General features: G+C 65.2%; 18 protein-coding genes, 1 tRNA gene and 1 pseudogene. 12 read left to right on the top strand and 8 right to left on the bottom strand.

All coding sequences use genetic code 11. The features are described from left to right. Window positions 1–16 precede the first annotated feature (16 nt). The 3 genes from brxD to DL519_RS19925 all read left to right on the top strand — a co-directional run bounded on the left by brxD (window position 17) and on the right by DL519_RS19925 (window position 4082). A complete protein-coding gene (brxD, locus tag DL519_RS19935) occupies window positions 17–1480 on the top strand; it encodes a BREX system ATP-binding protein BrxD (protein ID WP_223839302.1) in 1464 nt (487 codons plus the stop codon). After that, complete coding sequence (locus DL519_RS19930; RefSeq protein ID WP_190816998.1) at window positions 1477–3600, top strand: DEAD/DEAH box helicase; 2124 nt, start codon at window positions 1477–1479, stop codon at window positions 3598–3600. The genes brxD and DL519_RS19930 overlap by 4 nt, the downstream gene beginning before the upstream one ends. Window positions 3601–3803: 203 nt before the next feature. Then, the gene (locus DL519_RS19925) at window positions 3804–4082 is read left to right on the top strand and encodes a hypothetical protein (RefSeq protein ID WP_190816996.1); all 279 of its coding nucleotides are present in this window, start codon (window positions 3804–3806) and stop codon (window positions 4080–4082) included. A gap of 437 nt (window positions 4083–4519) precedes the next feature. Here the strand turns inward: DL519_RS19925 and DL519_RS19920 are convergent, their stop codons facing one another. From DL519_RS19920 to DL519_RS19905, 4 genes are all read right to left on the bottom strand, one after another. After that, window positions 4520–4720, bottom strand: a complete 201-nt coding sequence (locus DL519_RS19920) for a hypothetical protein (RefSeq protein ID WP_190816994.1) — start codon at window positions 4718–4720, stop codon at window positions 4520–4522. A 47-nt stretch (window positions 4721–4767) separates the two neighbouring features. Next, window positions 4768–5223, bottom strand: a complete 456-nt coding sequence (locus DL519_RS19915; protein WP_190816992.1) for a DUF3039 domain-containing protein — start codon at window positions 5221–5223, stop codon at window positions 4768–4770. Between the two features lie 384 nt (window positions 5224–5607). Further along, window positions 5608–5826: a hypothetical protein gene (locus DL519_RS19910; RefSeq protein WP_190816990.1), complete on the bottom strand. Its 219-nt coding sequence runs from the start codon at window positions 5824–5826 to the stop codon at window positions 5608–5610. Then, the gene (locus DL519_RS19905; protein WP_190816988.1) at window positions 5823–6053 is read right to left on the bottom strand and encodes a zinc finger protein; all 231 of its coding nucleotides are present in this window, start codon (window positions 6051–6053) and stop codon (window positions 5823–5825) included. Before DL519_RS19905 ends, DL519_RS19910 begins: the two co-directional genes overlap by 4 nt. A gap of 352 nt (window positions 6054–6405) precedes the next feature. On the opposite strand from DL519_RS19905, the gene DL519_RS19900 reads away from it, so the two are divergent. The 4 genes from DL519_RS19900 to DL519_RS19885 all read left to right on the top strand — a co-directional run bounded on the left by DL519_RS19900 (window position 6406) and on the right by DL519_RS19885 (window position 9756). Beyond that, entirely contained in the window at window positions 6406–7209 is an 804-nt protein-coding gene (locus tag DL519_RS19900) for a helix-turn-helix domain-containing protein (RefSeq protein ID WP_190816986.1), read from the top strand. 28 nt (window positions 7210–7237) lie between these two features. Next, the gene (locus tag DL519_RS19895; protein WP_190816984.1) at window positions 7238–7444 is read left to right on the top strand and encodes a DUF397 domain-containing protein; all 207 of its coding nucleotides are present in this window, start codon (window positions 7238–7240) and stop codon (window positions 7442–7444) included. A gap of 548 nt (window positions 7445–7992) precedes the next feature. Beyond that, a complete protein-coding gene (locus DL519_RS19890) occupies window positions 7993–9030 on the top strand; it encodes a replication-relaxation family protein (protein WP_223840326.1) in 1038 nt (345 codons plus the stop codon). A gap of 435 nt (window positions 9031–9465) precedes the next feature. Next, complete coding sequence (locus DL519_RS19885; protein WP_190816982.1) at window positions 9466–9756, top strand: hypothetical protein; 291 nt, start codon at window positions 9466–9468, stop codon at window positions 9754–9756. 64 nt (window positions 9757–9820) lie between these two features. Here the strand turns inward: DL519_RS19885 and DL519_RS46905 are convergent, their stop codons facing one another. Then, a complete protein-coding gene (locus DL519_RS46905) occupies window positions 9821–10807 on the bottom strand; it encodes a hypothetical protein (RefSeq protein ID WP_223839301.1) in 987 nt (328 codons plus the stop codon). Between DL519_RS46905 and DL519_RS50205 the strand changes: the two are divergent. Beyond that, a pseudogene (locus DL519_RS50205) lies at window positions 10700–11380 on the top strand (recombinase family protein); the annotation flags it as partial. The gene DL519_RS46905 and the pseudogene DL519_RS50205 overlap by 108 nt on opposite strands. 635 nt (window positions 11381–12015) lie before the next feature. Here the strand turns inward: DL519_RS50205 and DL519_RS19875 are convergent. Continuing rightward, window positions 12016–12089: transfer RNA gene (locus tag DL519_RS19875), tRNA-Leu, on the bottom strand. 163 nt (window positions 12090–12252) lie between these two features. On the opposite strand from DL519_RS19875, the gene DL519_RS19870 reads away from it, so the two are divergent. Together DL519_RS19870 and DL519_RS19865 are read left to right on the top strand one after the other, a co-directional pair. After that, window positions 12253–13644 (top strand): amino acid permease, encoded by a 1392-nt coding sequence (locus DL519_RS19870; protein WP_190816979.1) that lies wholly within the window; start codon window positions 12253–12255, stop codon window positions 13642–13644. Between the two features lie 116 nt (window positions 13645–13760). Next, window positions 13761–14372 (top strand): ANTAR domain-containing response regulator, encoded by a 612-nt coding sequence (locus DL519_RS19865; RefSeq protein ID WP_190816977.1) that lies wholly within the window; start codon window positions 13761–13763, stop codon window positions 14370–14372. A gap of 47 nt (window positions 14373–14419) precedes the next feature. Here the strand turns inward: DL519_RS19865 and DL519_RS19860 are convergent, their stop codons facing one another. Continuing rightward, window positions 14420–14848 carry a cupin domain-containing protein gene (locus DL519_RS19860; RefSeq protein ID WP_190816975.1) on the bottom strand — a complete coding sequence of 143 codons (429 nt, stop codon included), beginning with the start codon at window positions 14846–14848 and terminating at the stop codon, window positions 14420–14422. On the opposite strand from DL519_RS19860, the gene DL519_RS19855 reads away from it, so the two are divergent. Beyond that, window positions 14847–15272, top strand: a complete 426-nt coding sequence (locus DL519_RS19855) for a LysR substrate-binding domain-containing protein (protein ID WP_190816973.1) — start codon at window positions 14847–14849, stop codon at window positions 15270–15272. The two genes, DL519_RS19860 and DL519_RS19855, sit on opposite strands and share 2 nt — an antisense overlap. A 5-nt stretch (window positions 15273–15277) precedes the next feature. On the opposite strand, the gene DL519_RS19850 is transcribed toward DL519_RS19855, so the two are convergent. Then, entirely contained in the window at window positions 15278–15700 is a 423-nt protein-coding gene (locus tag DL519_RS19850; RefSeq protein ID WP_190824090.1) for a PaaI family thioesterase, read from the bottom strand. 91 nt (window positions 15701–15791) lie between these two features. Here DL519_RS19850 and polA point away from each other — a divergent pair, with 91 nt between their 5' ends. Further along, complete coding sequence (gene polA, locus DL519_RS19845) at window positions 15792–18482, top strand: DNA polymerase I (RefSeq protein ID WP_190824089.1); 2691 nt, start codon at window positions 15792–15794, stop codon at window positions 18480–18482. Window positions 18483–18604: the final 122 nt, after the last annotated feature.

Raw genomic sequence — 18604 nt, 5'->3', positions numbered from 1 at the left:
TGGCACGTCAAGCGACATGCCCGATTCGCTGTATATACCAAAATCCACCCGAATCGGGAATCCCATGCAGCCAGGCCTGTTCGACTCTTTGGACTCGCTGCTGCTGACCAGATGCGACACTGGACGGGTGAGTGGACAACACAACCACGAGTTCGCCTCCTCATCGGTTAGCGCGGCTCGACGGCGTGATGTCATCGACGCCTTACGGCGCGGCGCCGTCCCTGACAACGGGCTGGATTTACTGGCCACGGGGCTTGGACGGTTTGAGGCAGCACTCGACGCCGAGCTCGATGCGGTTGCTTCCGGAGCATCGACCTTCAAGGCTGTGCGAGGTGAGTATGGCTCCGGCAAAACCTTCTTCAGCCGCTGGCTGGGAGACCGGGCAAAGCGACGTAAATTCGCTCTTGCTGAGATCCAGATTTCGGAGACCGAGACGCCGCTGCACAAGCTTGAGACCGTATATCGCCGTCTTACCGAGCGGCTGACCACAACCAGTTTTCCGCCCAGTGCGTTGCGGCCGGTCATCGACTCCTGGTTCTACGCTCTGGAGGAGGATTCTCTTGCTGCGGGGGCAAGTGAAGAGGAACTGCCGGCTGCTGTCGAACAGCTACTAGCGCAGCGTCTGACTGAGGTGTCGCTGCGCGCTCCGTCGTTCGCCTCCGCACTCCGCAGTTACCGGGTCGCGCTCACCGCCGGTGACGCGCCGGCCGCATCTGCGGTCCTGGCCTGGCTGGGCGGACAGCCGCATGTCGCTGCCGCCAGTCGTCGCGCCGCCGGTGTGCGTGGGAACCTCGACCACTTCGGAGCACTGGGATTTCTTCAGGGACTGCTCACTGTGCTGCGAGATGCTGGGCATGCGGGCTTGTTCGTTGTGCTCGATGAAGTGGAGACGCTGCAGCGCATGCGGTCGGATGCCCGAGATAAGGCGCTGAACGCCCTGCGGCAGCTCATCGATGAGGTGCACTCGGGACGTTTCCCCGGACTCTACCTGCTGATCACTGGTACCCAGGCATTCTATGAAGGGCCTCAGGGGGTTCAGCGGCTCGCGCCGCTCGCTCAGCGCCTGGCCACCGACTTCACAACCGATCCGCGCTTCGACAACCCCCGCGCTGTGCAGGTGCGGCTGCGCGGTTTCACCCTGGAGTCACTGGTTGACCTGGGCAGCACTATCCGCGACTTGTATGAGGTGGGGGCGACCAGCCCGGAGCGGATCAGGAGCCTGGCTGACGATGCTTACATCGCCGATCTGGCACGCGCAGTCAGCGGCAAACTTGGCGGGAAGGTGGGAGTGGCGCCTCGGCTGTTCCTCAAAAAGCTCGTCAGCGATGTCTTGGACCGCATAGACCAGTTTGACGACTTCGATCCACGGCGAGATTACAGACTGACCGTGGCCAAGGATGATCTCAGCGACATTGAACGGAATCTCGCGGCAGGCCACGGCGAGTCTGCCGATGACATAGAGTTGGATCTGAACGGATGACGCTGTCAGCCTCGTCGGGCGATCCTCTGCATCGCCTCGATCCTGTCGTGGTCCACCACATCGTCAACACACTGGGTTGGCGCGACCTGCTCCCGCTGCAGCGAGACACCATCGACCCGTTGATAGCTGGCGATGACGCGGTTCTGCTCGCACCGACTGCGGGTGGCAAAACCGAGGCAGCCTGCTTTCCCTTGCTTTCCAAGATGTCACAGAAGAACTGGCGACCGATCTCGATACTCTACCTGTGTCCGCTCAAGGCGCTGCTGAACAACCTGCTCCCCCGAATCGAGACCTATGCGGGCTGGCTCGGCCGACGCGCAGCCGTCTGGCACGGCGATGTCGCGGACGCGGCACGCGCCCGGATTCTTCGGGATCCTCCGGACATCCTCCTGACTACACCGGAATCATTGGAATCGATGCTTGTCAGTGTCAAGGTCGAGCATCATCAGCTGTTCACGGGCTTGCAAGCAGTCGTCGTCGATGAGGTACATGCCTTAGCCGGTGACGATCGCGGCTGGCATTTGCTCGCGGTGCTGGAGCGGCTGAGTCGCGTAGCAGGTCGCCCACTGCAACGAGTCGGGCTATCTGCCACCGTCGGAAACCCGGCTGACCTGCTGGCTTGGCTGCAAGGTTCTAGGCGAGTTTCCCGGACCGCCACCGTCGTCGCCCCAGAGGTCGTGGCGACGACACCCTCGCCGGGAGATATTGAGTTGGACTATGTGGGTTCGGTAATGAACGCTGCAGCGATCATCGCTGCGCTGCATCAAGGTGAGAAACGGCTGGTCTTCTGCGACTCACGTGCTCTTGTCGAGCAGCTCGGAGCTGAGTTGCGCTTGCTGGGCGTGACAACTTTCCTTTCGCACGCCTCGCTTTCCGTGGATGAGCGGGCTCGTGCGGAAAAGGCGTTCGCAGAAGCGCGGGACTGCGTGATCGTCGCGACCTCGACGCTGGAGCTCGGGATCGATGTTGGTGACCTGGACCGGGTCATCCAGATCAATGCGCCCAAGACCGTCGCATCGTTCTTGCAGCGCTTGGGCCGGACTGGCAGGCGTGCGGGTTCCACCCGCAACTGCCTGTTCCTGGCACTCGATGAGTGGCAGCTGCTCTGGGCCGCTGCTCTGCTTCACCTGTGGAGCAGCGGTTATGTGGAGCCTGTGACACCCCCACCAGAGCCCAGACACATCGTCGCTCAACAACTGCTTGCAATGTGCTTGCAAGAAAACAAGATCGGCAGAGGACTCTGGTACGAGGAATGGAACGGGCTCGCCCCCTTCGACCGCAGCGGCGAGCCGATCCTGCAGCACCTCATAGACGAAAGTTTCGTCGACCGAGATGGCGAGTTGCTGTTCATCGGACCCCACGCCGAAAAGCGCTTTGGTCGACGGCACTTCATGGACATGATGGCGGTGTTCACCGCCGCGCCAGAGTTCACCGTGCTAGCAGGCCGCCAGGAAATCGGCCGAACTGACCCCTCACTGCTCACCGAGAAGATAGACGGTTCCCGGATCCTCCTGCTCGGCGGTCGGGGGTGGCGAGTGACGTGGATCGACTGGAAACGCCGACGCTGCTTCGTGGAACCATCCGACAGCCCTGGACGCGCCCGATGGAACAATGGGGGGCTAGGTGGAACGGGCTTCGCGCTCTCGCGCGCAGCCCGAGATGTGCTGCTCGGGGCGGACCCGCCCGTAAAGCTGACTCAACGCGCCCAACGAGTCCTCTCCGATACCCGTGGCGAACACGGCCTCAAAGCCCATCCAGGGGGAATGGTCATCTCCCGCACCGGTACCGACATCCGATGGTGGACTTGGGCGGGCTACAAGGCCAACGCAACCCTGGCAGCGAGTCTTCTCGGGCTGGCCGACGAAAAGCAGCGAGTCGACGACGTCTCGATCCGACTCCGTACTGACCTCACGGCAGAAATGTGGCGCAACGGGACCACAGATGCATCCGAACATCTCAGCCTTCCACAGGTCGACGAGCGTGCACTCAAAGGTCTGAAGTTCAATGAGGCCCTTCCCTCCCGATTAGCCACTGCAACTCTGGCCACACGGCTCGCGGACCTCGAGGGCGCCGCAACGGTCCTGTCCGAACCAACAAGATTCATCATTCCCGGCTGGTGATTCTCACTGACTGTTCATGTTCTCACCTGAGAACCAGGTGGTCAGGTCCCCGGCTGGACGGCCGGTCCCGAACCGAGGTTCCCACCCCCACGCAGCACTGATCTGGCTTGGGTGGACCCGCCAGTTCCAGCACCGGGTCCACTTTCAGGCGGGCAGCTCGGCGGTGGTGGCAGATTTGTGGGTGGCGCGGTTGTGCTGCCTGCATGGCACGTTTGTGCCCGGTACCGAAGGCCGGCGAGGTCGCGGCCGGTGGTGCAAGCGGCCGGGCGGGTTCGCAGGGAGCGTGCGGAGTGGGTGCGGCCGGGCGCGGCAAGGGCGATAAGTCCGACGAGGACAAAGAGCACAGCAACAAGTACTTCGAGCCGGGCACCGAGACGTGGGAAGAGCTCGGCATGCCGAAGATCGCGCCGCCGGTTTTCGGCGACTGGTCGGCACAAGCGCAGACCGGTAAACCGCCACGTCCTCCGGAAGACGACAGCTGACGAACAAGCTGTCCTCCGCTGCTGGCCGCGTGTCGCTCCTTTACCCCAGGGCGGCACGCGGCCAGCCCCGTTTCACGTCGGCTCGGGCCGGGACACGACCCGGATCTTGCCGGTGCGGACCAACTCAGCACACCCCGAACACGTCGGCCTGTCATCGGGATCCACGACGTCGGCTGGCCAGGTCAGAACACCGCATGGCGCGGTAAGTCGACCACCCCGGCCAGTTACGACCTGGATTGGCAGGATGTGGTTCTGGTAGCCGAAAGCAACCCAGTAACCGGTAGGACGGTCGTGTGTAGACGAATTTTCAGGCATCAACGTGTACCTTTTTCCTTTCCAGGCAATTATTTTCGCTGGGGAGCGAAAGTTGTGGTCCAGGTTGTCGAGGCGTAGATCGGTTGAGGTAAGAGACTTGGCCCTTCGAGGCTGCGTTTGGGTCAGATCCTCTGCAGCGCGGCGAGTACCTTCGCTAGAACATCGGGCGAGCGCGTGGCCTGCGAGCAGGCCACCTGCAACGCGGCGGCGCATTCGCCGTCGGTCGTGTGCTCTTCTGACGTCGGCAATGCCGGTTCGGGCTCGGTTACGAGCGTGATCGGCTCATTCTCATCGGGCTGCTCGTTGAGGTTGCCGGTCCACATGACCCCGGATGCGACTATGCCGGTACGGCGATGTTTTCCTGCCATTGCTAAGTTTTCTCGTTCTCTGCTGCTATTTCGTCGCACTCCGTGCACACCGGCCATCTCGTTGGCGCGTTCTCGACAGGTCCCCATCCGAGGTGGCCGCACAGCCCTGCCACGATCTGTCGTCCGCCGAACTCCTTGCGGGGTGAGTCGACGGTGACGCGATGGACGAGCCGTTCACGCCACGAGATCGCAAAACCGGACTCGCTCGGCATCTCGATCACCGGTGGCGAGAATTCCTCGGTCCTGCCAACCGACGCGATAGCGCTGGCGGAGATGAGGGCGAGGTAGCACGTTGTGCAGGGTGTGCCGCCGTAGGTTTCGACGAGCTCGGCATCGCCCGGCGCCAGACGATCACCGCACACCGCGATCCAAAATGCCGGAGCGCTTTCGGCGCCGGTATGTAGAAGCCCGGTTTGGCCGTTGGTGCGAGGCTGTTCCGTCCCGGTGGTGTCGGCCACCTGGTAGACGTGAACCTCCGGAGGGCCATCCAGGAGCGAGCCGCTGGTGCGGCGACGCGCGAGTACTACCCGCATCGCTACCTCCTCTGTTGGGTGTGGGCGGGGGTGCCACCGGCCGGGGTGGGAGGAACGGAATCCCCGGCCGGTGGCATGACTCGCCCCACTGCCCAATCGGGGGCGCAGTGGCAGTGGGGCGAGGCCCCGTGCGAGGCGTTGGGAGTCCGGTTCACGGCTCTGGACCGGATTGCCTCGGCGACGCGGCGCGCTTGGCGCGCTCGGCGACGCGACACGGGGTAAGGGTTTCGGAACTCGGCGACAAGATCAGCGATCACGAACGTCCAGACGAGCGTGAACGTCAGTACGGTCACAGACCACAACGGCACGTTAGCCACGAGGCACCACCGTTTCCGCGTCGATGACCAGCACGCGACTGGACTTGCTGCTAGCGCGCGGGTCTGCTGTCAGCTTGTCGAGATAGCCCGCCAATTGCGCTCGCTTGGCGGCGTCAGAGTGGCCCGAGTCAGTGCCTTCGGTCTCTGCATCCACCGCGACCGCAACGTCCGGGATCATCCGGCCCGGCTGGCCATCGTCGAGTGGCTTCATCGTGCACCAGCCGTAGGCGGTACCGGTTTCTGCGCGATCTCATGTGCCTTGGCATCGCAGGCCGGGCAGGTGTTCCACAGCCACGGGATATCGCCGGTCTCAACCTGCAATTGACGCTCGCACAGCGTTTTGACGACCAGACCAGTCGGATAACCGGTGTGAGGCGCGGGATCAAGGCTGGCGTGGCGTTCGCCGTCGGCCGGCGCCCAGCGAAACGGATGTGGCATCAAACCACCGTCTTTCGCTCGGACACGAGCCCGCGGACGAACTTGGCAGGGTGTACGCCGACTGGGACAAGGTCAGCGAGCGCAATCACATCGATGTCCGACATGAAAATTCTCCTCGCTTGAAAGTCGTTCAATCAACGTCGCTCGATCACTGTTGTAACGCGACAGTCGCATGCGACATGTCGTACGATCAAGGGAGTAGGCCGCGATTGCTCCGAGTTTGCCCCGATCGGAGGACCAGACTCTTGTGAGCTCGCGACATGCCACACTCGCCGCGTCCGTGATCACCCGTGGAGGTAAGTCCGTGACGAAAGAACCCGGTCCGAGCGTCCGGCGTCGGCAACTCGGTGCGATGCTCCGGCAGCTCCGCCACGAGTCCGGCAAGACGGTCAAGGACGCCGCCGCGTGGCTTGGCATGGGCGAGTCCAACGTCAGCAAGATCGAGAAGGCGAAGCAGACGATCAAGGCGCAGACGGTTCGGGCGCTCTGCCAGCTCTACGATGTCGACGCTTCGAAGGTCGATTACCTGCTGAAACTGGCGGCTGAGGCGAGTCAACGCGGCTGGTGGACGGCGTACCGCGACACCGTTCCCGAGTGGTTCCGGCAATTTGTCGGGCTCGAAGCCGACGCCCTCGACCTGTGGAACTACGAAGCCGAACACGTTCCCGGGCTGTTGCAGACAGAAGGATACGTTCGGGCGCTTCTGCGGGCTAACCGCGCCGACATGCGAGATGACGAAGTCCACCGTCAGGTGCACCTGCGGCGTGAGCGGCAACAACGGCTCGACGGAGGCCAGCCGCCGCGGCTTCACTTCTTTCTCAATGAGGCGGTCATCCGCCGGCCTGTCGGTGGCCCGGAAGTGATGGCTGAGCAGTACGCACACCTGATCAAGTGCTCGAAGCTCGATCACATCGAGCTTCGGATCGTGCCGTTCTCCGCCGGATCCCACCCGGCCATGCTCGGATCCTTCGTCATGATGCAGTTCCCGGAGGAGGACGCTCCCGCATTCGTTTACGTCGAGCACGAACGCGGCGCGATCTACCAGGAAGACCCCGGAGACATCGACCGCTATACGGTCATCGTGGCTGAGCTGGATCGGCTCTCGTTGAGTCCCGACGACTCACGCGAGATGCTGAAGGAGGCAGCCAATGAGTGAAGCTAGCTAACCTGAAAGGGGCACACGGATGCCCGAACATACGTACAGCACATGGCGCAAGTCGGGCCGGTCGGGCAGCAACGGCGGCAACTGCGTCGAAGTTGGCTTCGCCGACACGGGTCGGGCTGTTCGAGACACCAAGCAGGCGGCCGACCCGAACCGGGCGATGCTGGAATTCAACGGGAACGTCTTCGCCGCCTTCCTGAACCGCGTGAAGTCCGGCGAACTCGACTGACCCAGCGTCATAACGCGCCCCCGCCTCCGTTCGGCGCGCGGAGGCGGGGGCGCGATCTTGATGGGCCACGGCATCCGGTGCGGTGAAGAGGCAGGTTTAACGGGACGTTTGGCCGGTGACCTTCTCGGTGTCGCCGATCACCTGGCGACTGCGCTGCCCTATCTCAATTGTGTCATTGGTCACATTTCTCATGATCGTTGTCCGGTGGGGGCCGTTTTTTCGGACTTCAGTGGCGTACAGGGTCCCTAGCCCGATGGATGGTGATCATGGCTGAGCGCAGACACAACGAGACTGACCGTCGCGCGACCAGCATGGATGACGCGGCGGATGGGGCAGCGGCTTGTTCGGCGTTTGGCCCGGCGCAAGCCCGCGTCTCTGGAAACGCCGGCCCGGACGCCGATGCCGGTGTCAACAAGGGCGCTGGTCAGCGGCAGTCTGTGGGTAGTCGGGAAGATGGCCGACTGAATACTTATTTGAAGCATTCCCATGCAGGGAAACGTGGACGTGGGGCTCGTGCGGGCGAGCCGGATGCCTCGGTCTGGTTCCGGCTGACTGATCGGGACCGTCGAATTCTGGGTCTGCTGGGGGAGCACAAGGTGCTGACCACTCAGCAGATCGCGACGGCGGAGTTCGCGTCGTTGCGTCGCGCGCAGGATCGGCTGGCGCAGTTGCGCAGGCTGGGCGTGTTGTTCAGTTTCCGTGAGTCTTACCGCGATGGCGGCACCAGTCAGACGCGGTTCGCGCTCGGTTACCTGGGAGCACGCGCCATTGCCGCACAGCGTGCCGAGAAACCACCGACGCGGCCCGCGCATCAGCGGATGCTGGAACGGCTGGCGTGGTGGCCCCAGCTCGACCACCAGCTCGGTGTCAACGGATTCTTCTGCGACCTGGCGGGGTATGCCCGCAACGACGCGGGCGAGGCCACGAGCAGCGGCAGCGATGTGGACGCGTGCGGGTTGAGGCAGTGGTGGTCGGAACAGCGGTGCACCGGGTTTTTCTGGAACAGCACGGTGAAGCTGCGTCCGGATGGATACGGCTGCTGGGCCGAGCGCGGGCGTTGGGTGCGGTTCTTCCTCGAATACGACACAGGCACCGAGACGCTGTCGAAGGTCACGCGCAAGATCGCCGACTACGGCACGTTTCCGACTGATTCCTTTGGCATCCTGCTGTTCTCGGTCCACTCGGCGAGACGGGAACTCGCGCTGCGGCAGGCGCTCCAGCGAGCGGTCGGTACCGCACCTCCGCCGCTGGCGATTGCCACCACCCCGCGAGACCAGGCGCATCTCGACAGCCCAGCCGGCCCGGTGTGGGCGTTGTGGAACCCAGGGACGGGCGACACAGTGCAGCGGCGCTACCGGTTGGCGGAGTTGCCGCAGCGAGGTCCATACATCGAGCCGCATGCACCGTGGCTGGGGCAGCCCTACAGCGAGGCCGCCTTCGACCCCATGGACCGGGAACTTGTGGGACTGGCCGAAATCCGGCCACCCGCTACCGCGCCCGCGGACCCACCGATACACGACACGCGAGGAGGCGGCCTGGATGCCGAGGTGATGCTCTACGACGACGGCCTTCATGACGAGTACTAGCAGCGGATCGTATGAATCCTCTGTGTTGAATCTGGACTCCCGCGTCGACCGTCCGGCATGGTCTCGCCTGGCGAGACCATGCCGAGACTGCGATTGAGAATGGCGAGACTGCGGTCTCGGTACGTGTCTCATTGTTCTCGGAGCATGTCTCGGTAGGACAACTAGGAAGTCCAGTCGGCCCGGTGATTGCTGGCCCCGACGGGTGCCGAATGGCAGTCGGGGAGTCGAAGCCCACCGGCCGTAGTACGCCGACACCGCCAGCCACCACAGCGCGCGTCATGGCGCGTGCCCGCAACCCGATCAAGCCCACCGGGTAAGGGTTGCGGGTGACCTGGTTGGTGTGTGTCCGCTGTGTCGACGGTTGCCCCTGCTGCCGACCAGCACCCGCGATCCCGGCCCACCCACGTGTGGGCGTCGCGGGCAGGAGGTATCACCATGTACCCCCACCACCACACTCCGGACGGACTCGACGACCCGTCGCGTGGGGATGACGATGCCGCGTCGATCATCCCGCTGCCCCGCACAGCCCCCGACGACCACATCGAAAACCTGCCAAAAATTGTCCCTGGCCAAACGGTTTGGCAGCACGACCAGAAACGCACACGCGGCGACGACCGCCACTTCACAGGCCACGTGACCCGGGTCGGCGGGTCAGAAGGCGAGAAGCTGCGCGGTGAACTCGCCGATGCCATCGGAGACCTGCTGCGCTGGGCCAGAACCCAGTAGCTGGAGGAGGACCGTCACGCCGGTGATCCCGACGTAACCACAGCGGCGTGATCCACGATACGGACTAAAAACCGAGAATTCGGACCTGGAAATTCACCCGAAAAAGCAGCAACGGCAGCATAAATCCTCGCATGACCATGTCGGTGGACGGTATCGTAGTCAGTAGAAACGTTGCGGTGGAAGGGTTTTTCAACTGTTTCATCAGGGTGGACGATACCGATTTCGAGTGAATACGCAGGACAATCCGACTGTATCCGGTGCCCTGGAATAGGCGCAGAACACGTATCGGGCGAAAGTCTGATGACGATGGAGGTTCATAGTGACCACTGATGAGGAGCCGGAAGTGAATCCGAATCCTCCGGCGCCGGCGGTCCTGCGGCGTACGACCGAGGTCTCGGCCACGATGCCGGTCAGGGCTTCGGGACCGTCGGGCCTGTCGGACTACGCGGTGTCCCCGCTGGGAATGTCCACGACGGCCCTGCTGCGCGACGAGGTACGGGTGGCCTTCCTTGGCCGCACGTCGACCGAGGATCAGCAGGACCCGCGCCAGTCGCTGCTGCGCCAGCTGGGTAACTGCAAAACTCCGATCCCGGAATCCTGGGTCATCGTCGCGCACTTCTACGACGTCGAGTCCGGTCGCTTGGAACTGGACCAACGCGGCCACGGGGAGAATTACGAACGGTTCGATATCCCCATCGCCCGCGACGGCGGCATCGCCGACCTGCTCGATGAAGCGCAGCACCCTGGACGCAGGTTCGACGTGGTGATCTGCGAAAGCATCTCCCGCGTCGCCCGCCGTGCCTACGAAGGACTCTCCGTCGAACGCGAGCTGGAGAAAGCGGACGTGCCGCTGTTCGCCTCCAACGAGCCGATCAGTCTCGGCGGCAGCCGCGCCCAGCGGATCTTGCAGCGCCGGATCAACCAGTCGATCGCCGAGTACGAGGTGATCAACACACTTGAACAGTCCTGGGGTGGACTGTGCACCCATGTCCGTGAAGGCTGGAATATCGGCAAGCCGCCGTATGGCTACAAGGCCAAGACCTACCGCCATCCCAATCCGACCAAGGCCGACAAGGGCCAGACCAAGACCAGGCTGGAACCGGACGGATCGCGCGCAGAGACCGTGGTACAGATTGCGAAGTGGCGATACCACGAGCAACTCGGTTACGACACTATCGCCGAACGACTCAACGCCGACCCCGCCAAGTACCCGCCGCCGGTACCGCCGGGAAAAGAGCGGGCACGCGGGGCGTGGGGCAAGACCAGCGTGTACGAGGTCCTACGCAACCCCAAATACACCGGGTACCAGGTGTTCAACCGGCGCGCGTCGCGGTCGAAACGCGGCAAGGTCAACGACCCGATCAAGTGGGTATGGTCGCCAGAACCAACGCATGAGCCATTGATTCCGAAGTGGATGTTCGACGAGATGATCGCCCGCCGACAAGCCAAGCGAGGCTCTCGCGACAGCAACGACAAGAACGTCCACCCGCAGACGCGGCGTACATACGTATTGCGGGGGATGGTGTTCTGCGAGTGCGGACGACGAATGTTCGGTAACCACAGGCACAACCGCGCCTACTACATGTGCAATCCGCGCAACAATAACCGGGGCCGCCCGGACAACTACGTGGGGCACCCGAAGGCCATCTACATCCGGGAAGACGCCGTGCTGCATGCCGTGTCCCGATTCTTCGCTGACCGCGTGTTCGGCGCCCAGCGCCGCGAAATCCTGGCCGCCGACCTCCACGGTGTGGACGATCGAGCCACCCGCCAACGCCAAGCCGAACGTGAACGCCTGCAACGGGCCCTCGCCGACATCGCACGTCGCCAGAACTCAATCCTCAGGCAAGCACAAGATGGAGATCCCGACGACCCCTTCACCAAGGGCCTACGCGGCAGCTACAACGAACTGGAAGCCCAGAAGAACGCCACCCTTGCCGCCGTCACTGAGCTGGACGTCGCTGACGGAGCCGAACCAGGCAGGCCCAGTGCCGACGACGCCGCCCTACTCGACGCGCTGCCCCATCTGGCGTTGAATCTCACCCACGCGCCCGAGCCGCTTCTCCGGCGGCTGTTCGAGGTCACCCAGCTCACCGTCCGCCTAAGCGAGGGCACAGACGAAGCAGGCATCACGATCAAGCTCCCCGCCGACGAACTACCGGCCATTGCCGAAGCGGCAGAAAGGATCAACGAAACCATGATCACTACACAAGAAATGCCTGCTCAAGAGGCAGGTGTGGCTTGTGTGGATGCTGTACGTGCCCCCGGTGCGACTCGAACGCACACTGGACGGATTTTGAGTCCGCTGCCTCTGCCGATTGGGCTACGGGGGCTTGCCCGATAAGCATACGCGACTCGTGATCAACCGCTTCCGTCAGGGGTGTGCGTCGCGTCATCGCGTGGTTTGTCCCGGTTCGGGACCTTGGTAGTGGCGATCTTCGCGAGTTAGGTTCACAGCGTCTACTCCGGGTGCCTGGTCGAACACGGGGGGTCGCGATGGTCGACGAAACCAAGGTCGAGTCCGCTGCGGGCGGTGCCGAGGACGCCGGGCTGCGGCGGAGCCTGAAGAACCGCCACCTCCAGATGATCGCGCTCGGCGGCATCATCGGCGCCAGCCTGTTCATCGGTAGCGGGGCGGTGATCTCCACCGTCGGGCCCGCGGCCGTGCTGTCGTACGCGGTCGGCGGATTGATCGTCGTGCTCGTGATGCGGATACTCGGCGAGATGGCGACGGCGGCGCCGACGCTCGGGTCGTTCATGGAGTACGCGCGGACCTCGTTGGGCAACTGGGCGGGGTTCACCATCGGCTGGTTGTACTGGTACTACTGGGTCGGCGTGGTCGCCTTCGAGGCCGTCGTCGGCGCCGAGTTGCTCAACCCGTTGGTGCCCGTCGTGCCGCAGTGGGTCATCTCGCTGTTGCTGATGTTGTTGCTCACCGCCACGAACCTCGTTTCGGTGCGGTCGTTCGGCGAGACCGAGTTCTGGCTGGCGTCCATCAAGGTCATCACGATCGTGATCTTCCTGGTGTGCGGGACGGTTTTCGTGCTCGGGCTCTGGCCGGGCGCCGAGTTCTCGGTCGGCAATATCGCGCTCGACGGGTTCGTCGCCAACGGCGGCTTCGCCGTGCTGCACGGCGTGGTCATCGTGGTCTTCTCCTACTTCGGCACGGAGATCGTGACCATCGTGTCCGCGGAGTCGAACGAGCCGGAGCGGGCGGTCGCCAAGGCGACCAAGGCGGTCGTGTGGCGGGTGCTGCTGTTCTACGTCGGTTCGGTGACCCTGCTGGTCATGATCACGCCGTGGCAGGAGATCCCTACCGAAGGCAGCCCGTACGCCGCGGCTTTCGCCCGGTTCGGATTGCCCGCCGCGGAGGTCGTGGTGAACGTGGTCGTGTTCACCGCCGTGATCTCGGTGCTCAACTCCGGGCTCTACACCTCCTCCCGGATGCTCTTCGCCTTGCAGCGGCGGGGTTTCGCGCCGAGCTGGGTGCGCGACATCAATCGCCGCGGCGTGCCGTGGAAGGCGATCCTGCTGTCCACATTGGTCGGTTACGTCGCTGTTGCGGCGAGTTACGTCTCGCCGGACACGATCTTCTACTTCATCATCAACTCCGCCGGGGCGGTCGCGCTGTTCATCTACGGGATGATCGCGCTCTCGCAGCTCCGGATGCGCCGGCGGTTGGAGCAGGAGGCGCCGGAGCGGCTGAAGTTGAAGATGTGGCTTTTCCCCTACTTGACGTGGGCCACGTTGGTCGTGATCGTCGTGGTGGTGGTCGCCATGGGTGCCATCGAGGAGGTCCGTTCGCAGCTCACGCTGAGTTTGGTCAGCCTCGCCGGGATCCTGCTGGTCTACGTGCTGTTCGTGCGGCGCCGGGTGGCGAAGGCTTGATCGACCTGATGTCGCAATGGTCACGTCCCGTGTTTACCTCGGTGTGAAGTTGTAGCCGGTAAGCTGCGGTTTCCGATGCAGACCGCATCGGCGGACCCGAGTTTTGGAGGATCCCGGTGACGACGCCGGCTGCCGAGGACACACGGGAGGCCAAGCCCGTCGAACGTCGCGTACTTGTGGCCGAGGACGAGGCGTTGATCAGGCTTGACCTGGTGGAGATGCTCCGCGAGGAGGGTTACCAAGTCGTCGGCGAGGCCGGGGACGGGCAGGAGGCCGTCCGGCTCGCCGAGGAGCTGCGCCCGGACCTGGTGATCCTGGACGTCAAGATGCCGAAAATGGACGGCATCGAGGCCGCCTCCAACATCGCCGGCGAGCGGATCGCGCCGGTGGTGATCCTGACGGCTTTCAGCCAGCGCGAGCTCGTCGAGCGGGCGCGGGACGCGGGCGCGATGGCCTACCTGGTGAAGCCGTTCGCCAAGCGCGACCTGGTGCCGGCCATCGAACTGGCGGTGTCCCGGTTCGCCGAGGTGCAGGCGCTGGAGGCGGAGGTCGCCGACCTGACCGAGCGTCTGGAGGCGCGCAAGACCATCGAGCGGGCCAAGGGCCTGCTGATGAACAAGCACAACCTCTCGGAGCCTGAGTCGTTCCGCTGGCTGCAGCGGACCGCGATGGACCGCCGCACCACGATGAAGGCAGTCGCCCAGGCGGTGCTGGAGAACCTCTCCTAGTTCGCCCCCCGGCGTGGGCCGCAGGTCAGCGGCCGACGCCGGGAAGCTCAATATGACCGGCGGCGTCCCACACGGGTGAAGCGCTCGTCGTACCGGTCCTGGATCGCCTCCGGCGCCGACTCCGGTTCCGCCTCGCGAGTGATTCGCTGCAGCAGGCGGAAGAACTCGAACCGCTCGACGCCGGGCGTGATGTAGATGAAGATCTCCGCGGCGGAGTCCTCGGGCGCCGCGAACGCGTGCGGCATGCCGGGCGGTAACACCACGAAACCGCCCTTGCCGACGGTCTCGATCCGGTCGTCCAGCAGGATCTCCATTGCGCCTTCCAGGACGTAGCACACCTCGGCGGACTTCTCGTGGATGTGCGGGTGGGCCCCGTCCCCGCCCGCCAAAATGCGGATCAGGTTGGCGCCGGTGAAGCCTCCGGTCGCGCTGCTGTCGGCCAGCCCGGAACTGGATGCCGCCCTCGTGCGGGCCATGTCGTCGGCCGCAGAGCTGGAACTCCTCCCGCTCTGGACGGACCCGGTATGCGCGGTGGTTCCCGCGTGGCACCCGTTGGCCGACGAGGACGTCCTGCGCCCGGAGCAGATCGCCGAGTTGCCGCTGCGCCTCGCAGCCCGCGACGCCAACCCGCCGTTCCGCGACCTGATCACCACGGTGCTGCGCGACGCAGGAGCCGAACTTCCGGTCGGGCCGCCGTTTACGCACCTGCAGGGCACGCTCGCCGACATCGCGACCGACCCCACCGCATCGTGGACCGGTTCTACCGCGCCGGTGACCTGCCACCGGCCCAGCACGTCGCGATTCGTCCGCTGGCGGCGTCGAGAGCACGCGTCGCTGGTGGTGCCGCCGGGCCCGGCGGGGCCGGCGTTAAGGCTGTTGCTGGACAGCTTCCGCGGGTGACGGAGTCACTGTCCCGGGGGCTGGTCGCGCAGGACGCAGGTCAGCCGCGCCGAGCAGGTGCGCCGATCCTTCTGGTCCGTGATCACGATGTCGAAGGTCGCCGTCGAGCGGCCCCGGTGCACGGGCGTCGCGACGCCGGTGACCACGCCCTCGGTGGCCGCGCGGTGGTGGGTGCAGGACAACTCGAGCCCGACCGCGATCCGGTCCGCGCCCGCGTGCAGGGCGGCGGCGATGGAGCCGAGGGTCTCGGCCAGCACCGCGTTCGCGCCGCCGTGCAGCAGACCGTAGGGCTGGCGGTTGCCCGCGACCGGCATCGTGGCGACCACCCGATCGGGGTCCCATTCGACGATTTCGATGCCCATCCGCTCGGTGAGCTGCTCGCCGGCGTCGTTCATCACCGCGCCAAACAGGTCGTTGTCGCTGGTCATCGCCTCACCGTCGTTAAGCGAAGTCACGCCGGGGCCCTCCCGTCGCCTCGGGTACAAGCTGTCGGAGCTTCAGCCTAGACTCGCCGCCGTGATGCATTCCGAGGACCGACGCCTGCTGCTCATCGACGGCCACTCGATGGCCTACCGCGCCTTCTACGCCCTCCCGAAGGAGAACTTCCAGACCGGCACGGGCCAGCACACCAACGCGGTCTACGGCTTCACCTCGATGCTGATCAACCTGCTCCGCGACGAGCAGCCCACGCACCTCGCGGTCGCCTTCGACGTCTCCCGCAAGACCTTCCGCAGCGAGACCTTCACCGAGTACAAGGCCAACCGCAGCGCCACGCCGGACGAGTTCCGCGGCCAGGTCAGCCTGATCCAGGATGTCCTCGGCGCACTGAACATCCCGGTGCTGAGCAAGGAGAGCTACGAGGCCGACGACGTCATCGCGACGCTGACCACGCAGGCCACCGCGGCGGACTTCAAGGTCTCGATCTGCACCGGTGACCGGGACGCGCTGCAGTTGGTCACCGACGAAGTCACCGTGCTGTACCCGACGAAGGGCGTTTCGGAGCTCACCCGCTTCACGCCGCAGGCCGTCGAGGACAAATACGGCCTGACGCCGCAGCAGTACCCGGACTTCGCGGCGCTGCGCGGCGACCCGTCGGATAACCTGCCGAAGATCCCGGGGGTTGGGGAGAAGACCGTCACCAAGTGGATCCAGCAGTTCGGTTCGCTGGCCGATCTGGTGGACCGAGTCGACGAGGTCAAGGGCAAGGCCGGTGAGGCGCTGCGCGAGCACCTGGCGTCGGTGCTGCTCAACCGGCAGCTGACCGAGCTGGTCCGCGACGTCCCGTTGGAGTCGACGCCGGCCGAGCTGGCGGTGCGGGCCTGGGACCGCGACGCGGTGCACCGGCTGTTCGACGACCTGGAGTTCCGGGTGCTGCGCGACCGGCTGTTCGCGACGCTGTCCAGCGCCGAGCCGGAGGTCGAGGAGGGCTTCGAGATCTCCGGCGGCGTCGTGCAGCCCGGCCAGCTGGCGGGGTGGCTGGACAAGCACGCCCGCAACGGCAACCGGGTGGGGCTGGCCTTCACCGGGCAGTGGGCCCGGGGGCACGGCGACCTGACCGGTATCGCACTGGCCACCGCCGACGGCAACGGGGCGTTCGTCGACGTCACGGCCCTGACCGCGGAGGACGAGCAGGCGCTGGCGGCCTGGCTGGCGGACCCGGCGACGACGAAGGCGGCGCACGACGTCAAGGGGCCGCTGCACGCCATCCGCGACCGAGGCTGGACGATGGCGGGCCTGACCAGCGACACCGCACTGGCGGCCTACCTGGTGCGGCCCGGGCAGCGGTCCTTCGAGCTGCCGGACCTGGTGGTCCGCTACCTGCAGCGCGAGCTGCGCGCGGAGCAAGGCGACGACGACGGGCAGCTGTCGCTGCTGGAGGACGAGGCGGAGACCAAGGAGAAGGCCGCCTCGACCGAGCTGGTGAAGGCGCGCGCGGTGGCCGAGCTGGCCGACGCGCTGGACGCGGAGCTGGACCGCATCGACAGCCGCGGGCTGCTCACCGACCTGGAGCTGCCGCTGCTGGTGGTGCTAAGCAAGCTGGAGGGCGCGGGCATCGCGGTCGACTCGGAGCAGCTGGCCGAGCTGGGTGCGCGCTTCGCGGCCCGGGTCAAGCAGGCCGCGCAGGACGCCTACGGCGTGATCGGCAAGGAGATCAACCTCGGCTCGCCGAAGCAGCTGCAGGTGGTGCTCTTCGACGAGCTGGACATGCCGAAGACCAAGCGCACCAAGACCGGTTACACCACCGACGCCGAGGCGCTGCAGACGCTGTACGAGAAGACCGAGCACCCGTTCCTGCAGCACCTGCTGGAGCACCGCGACGCCACCCGGCTGAAGACCACTGTAGACGGTCTGGTGAAGTCCATTTCGGACGACGGGCGGATCCACACCACGCTGAACCAGACCATCGCGGCGACCGGCCGGCTGTCCTCGACGGACCCGAACCTGCAGAACATCCCGATCCGCACCGAGGAGGGCCGCCGGATCCGGGAGGTCTTCGTCGTCGGCGACGGTTACGCCGAGCTGATGACCGCCGACTACAGCCAGATCGAGATGCGCATCATGGCGCACCTCTCCGGCGACGAGGGGCTCATCGAGGCCTTCCGCACCGGCGAGGACCTGCACAACTACGTCGCCTCCCGGGCCTTCGGGGTGCCGATCGGCGAGGTCGGCCAGGAGCTGCGTCGCCGGGTCAAGGCGATGTCCTACGGGCTGGCCTACGGCCTGTCGGCCTACGGGTTGGCGCAGCAGCTGCGGATCTCCGCCGAGGACGCGAAGGCGCAGATGGACGCCTACTTCGCCCGCTTCGGCCGCGTCCGCGACTACCTGCGGGAGGTCGTGGACCAGGCGCGCAAGGACGGCTACACCTCGACGATCCTGGGACGCCGCCGCTACTTGCCGGACCTGACCAGCGACAACCGGCAGCGGCGGGAGATGGCGGAGCGGATGGCGCTCAACGCGCCGATCCAGGGCAGCGCGGCCGACATCATCAAGGTCGCGATGCTGGGCGTGCACCGGGCGTTGCGGGACAACGACATGCGCTCGCGGATGCTGCTGCAGGTGCACGACGAACTGATCATCGAGGTCGCCGCCGACGAGCGGGCTGAGGTGGAGAAGCTGGTGCGCGAGCAGATGGGTTCGGCCTACCAGCTGGACGTGCCGCTGGAGGTCTCCGTCGGCGTCGGCCGCTCCTGGGACGCCGCCGCGCACTGAGGTCCGCCGAATTCGGCGGGAACCGTTGAAATTGCGTTGCGGGGCAGTCACGAAGTGGTCACTCACCGGAGTCGGGTCGGTGCAACCCTTTTGAATGGCGGACATCACCGTCGGGTGGCCCC

Origin of the sequence: Saccharopolyspora pogona (assembly GCF_014697215.1) — a bacterium.
GTDB lineage: Bacteria > Actinomycetota > Actinomycetes > Mycobacteriales > Pseudonocardiaceae > Saccharopolyspora > Saccharopolyspora hattusasensis.
The sequence above is the reverse complement of the archived record's forward strand: the minus strand, read 5'-3'. Positions and strand labels throughout refer to the sequence as shown.

Bases quoted from the DNA above. Each gene is read 5' to 3' on its own strand.
- DL519_RS19850 (WP_190824090.1), bottom strand. From the start codon at position 15,700: ATGACCAGCGACAACGACCTGTTTGGCGCGGTGATGAACGACGCCGGC.
- DL519_RS19870 (WP_190816979.1), top strand. From the start codon at position 12,253: ATGGTCGACGAAACCAAGGTCGAGTCCGCTGCGGGCGGTGCCGAGGAC.
- DL519_RS19930 (WP_190816998.1), top strand. From the start codon at position 1,477: ATGACGCTGTCAGCCTCGTCGGGCGATCCTCTGCATCGCCTCGATCCT.
- DL519_RS19895 (WP_190816984.1), top strand. From the start codon at position 7,238: ATGCCCGAACATACGTACAGCACATGGCGCAAGTCGGGCCGGTCGGGC.
- DL519_RS19905 (WP_190816988.1), bottom strand. From the start codon at position 6,053: ATGCCACATCCGTTTCGCTGGGCGCCGGCCGACGGCGAACGCCACGCC.
- DL519_RS46905 (WP_223839301.1), bottom strand. From the start codon at position 10,807: ATGGCGGTAGGTCTTGGCCTTGTAGCCATACGGCGGCTTGCCGATATT.
- DL519_RS19900 (WP_190816986.1), top strand. From the start codon at position 6,406: ATGCTCCGGCAGCTCCGCCACGAGTCCGGCAAGACGGTCAAGGACGCC.
- DL519_RS19855 (WP_190816973.1), top strand. From the start codon at position 14,847: ATGTCGTCGGCCGCAGAGCTGGAACTCCTCCCGCTCTGGACGGACCCG.
- DL519_RS19885 (WP_190816982.1), top strand. From the start codon at position 9,466: ATGTACCCCCACCACCACACTCCGGACGGACTCGACGACCCGTCGCGT.
- DL519_RS19860 (WP_190816975.1), bottom strand. From the start codon at position 14,848: ATGGCCCGCACGAGGGCGGCATCCAGTTCCGGGCTGGCCGACAGCAGC.
- DL519_RS19910 (WP_190816990.1), bottom strand. From the start codon at position 5,826: ATGAAGCCACTCGACGATGGCCAGCCGGGCCGGATGATCCCGGACGTT.
- DL519_RS19920 (WP_190816994.1), bottom strand. From the start codon at position 4,720: ATGTGGACCGGCAACCTCAACGAGCAGCCCGATGAGAATGAGCCGATC.
- polA (WP_190824089.1), top strand. From the start codon at position 15,792: ATGCATTCCGAGGACCGACGCCTGCTGCTCATCGACGGCCACTCGATG.
- brxD (WP_223839302.1), top strand. From the start codon at position 17: ATGCCCGATTCGCTGTATATACCAAAATCCACCCGAATCGGGAATCCC.
- DL519_RS19925 (WP_190816996.1), top strand. From the start codon at position 3,804: ATGGCACGTTTGTGCCCGGTACCGAAGGCCGGCGAGGTCGCGGCCGGT.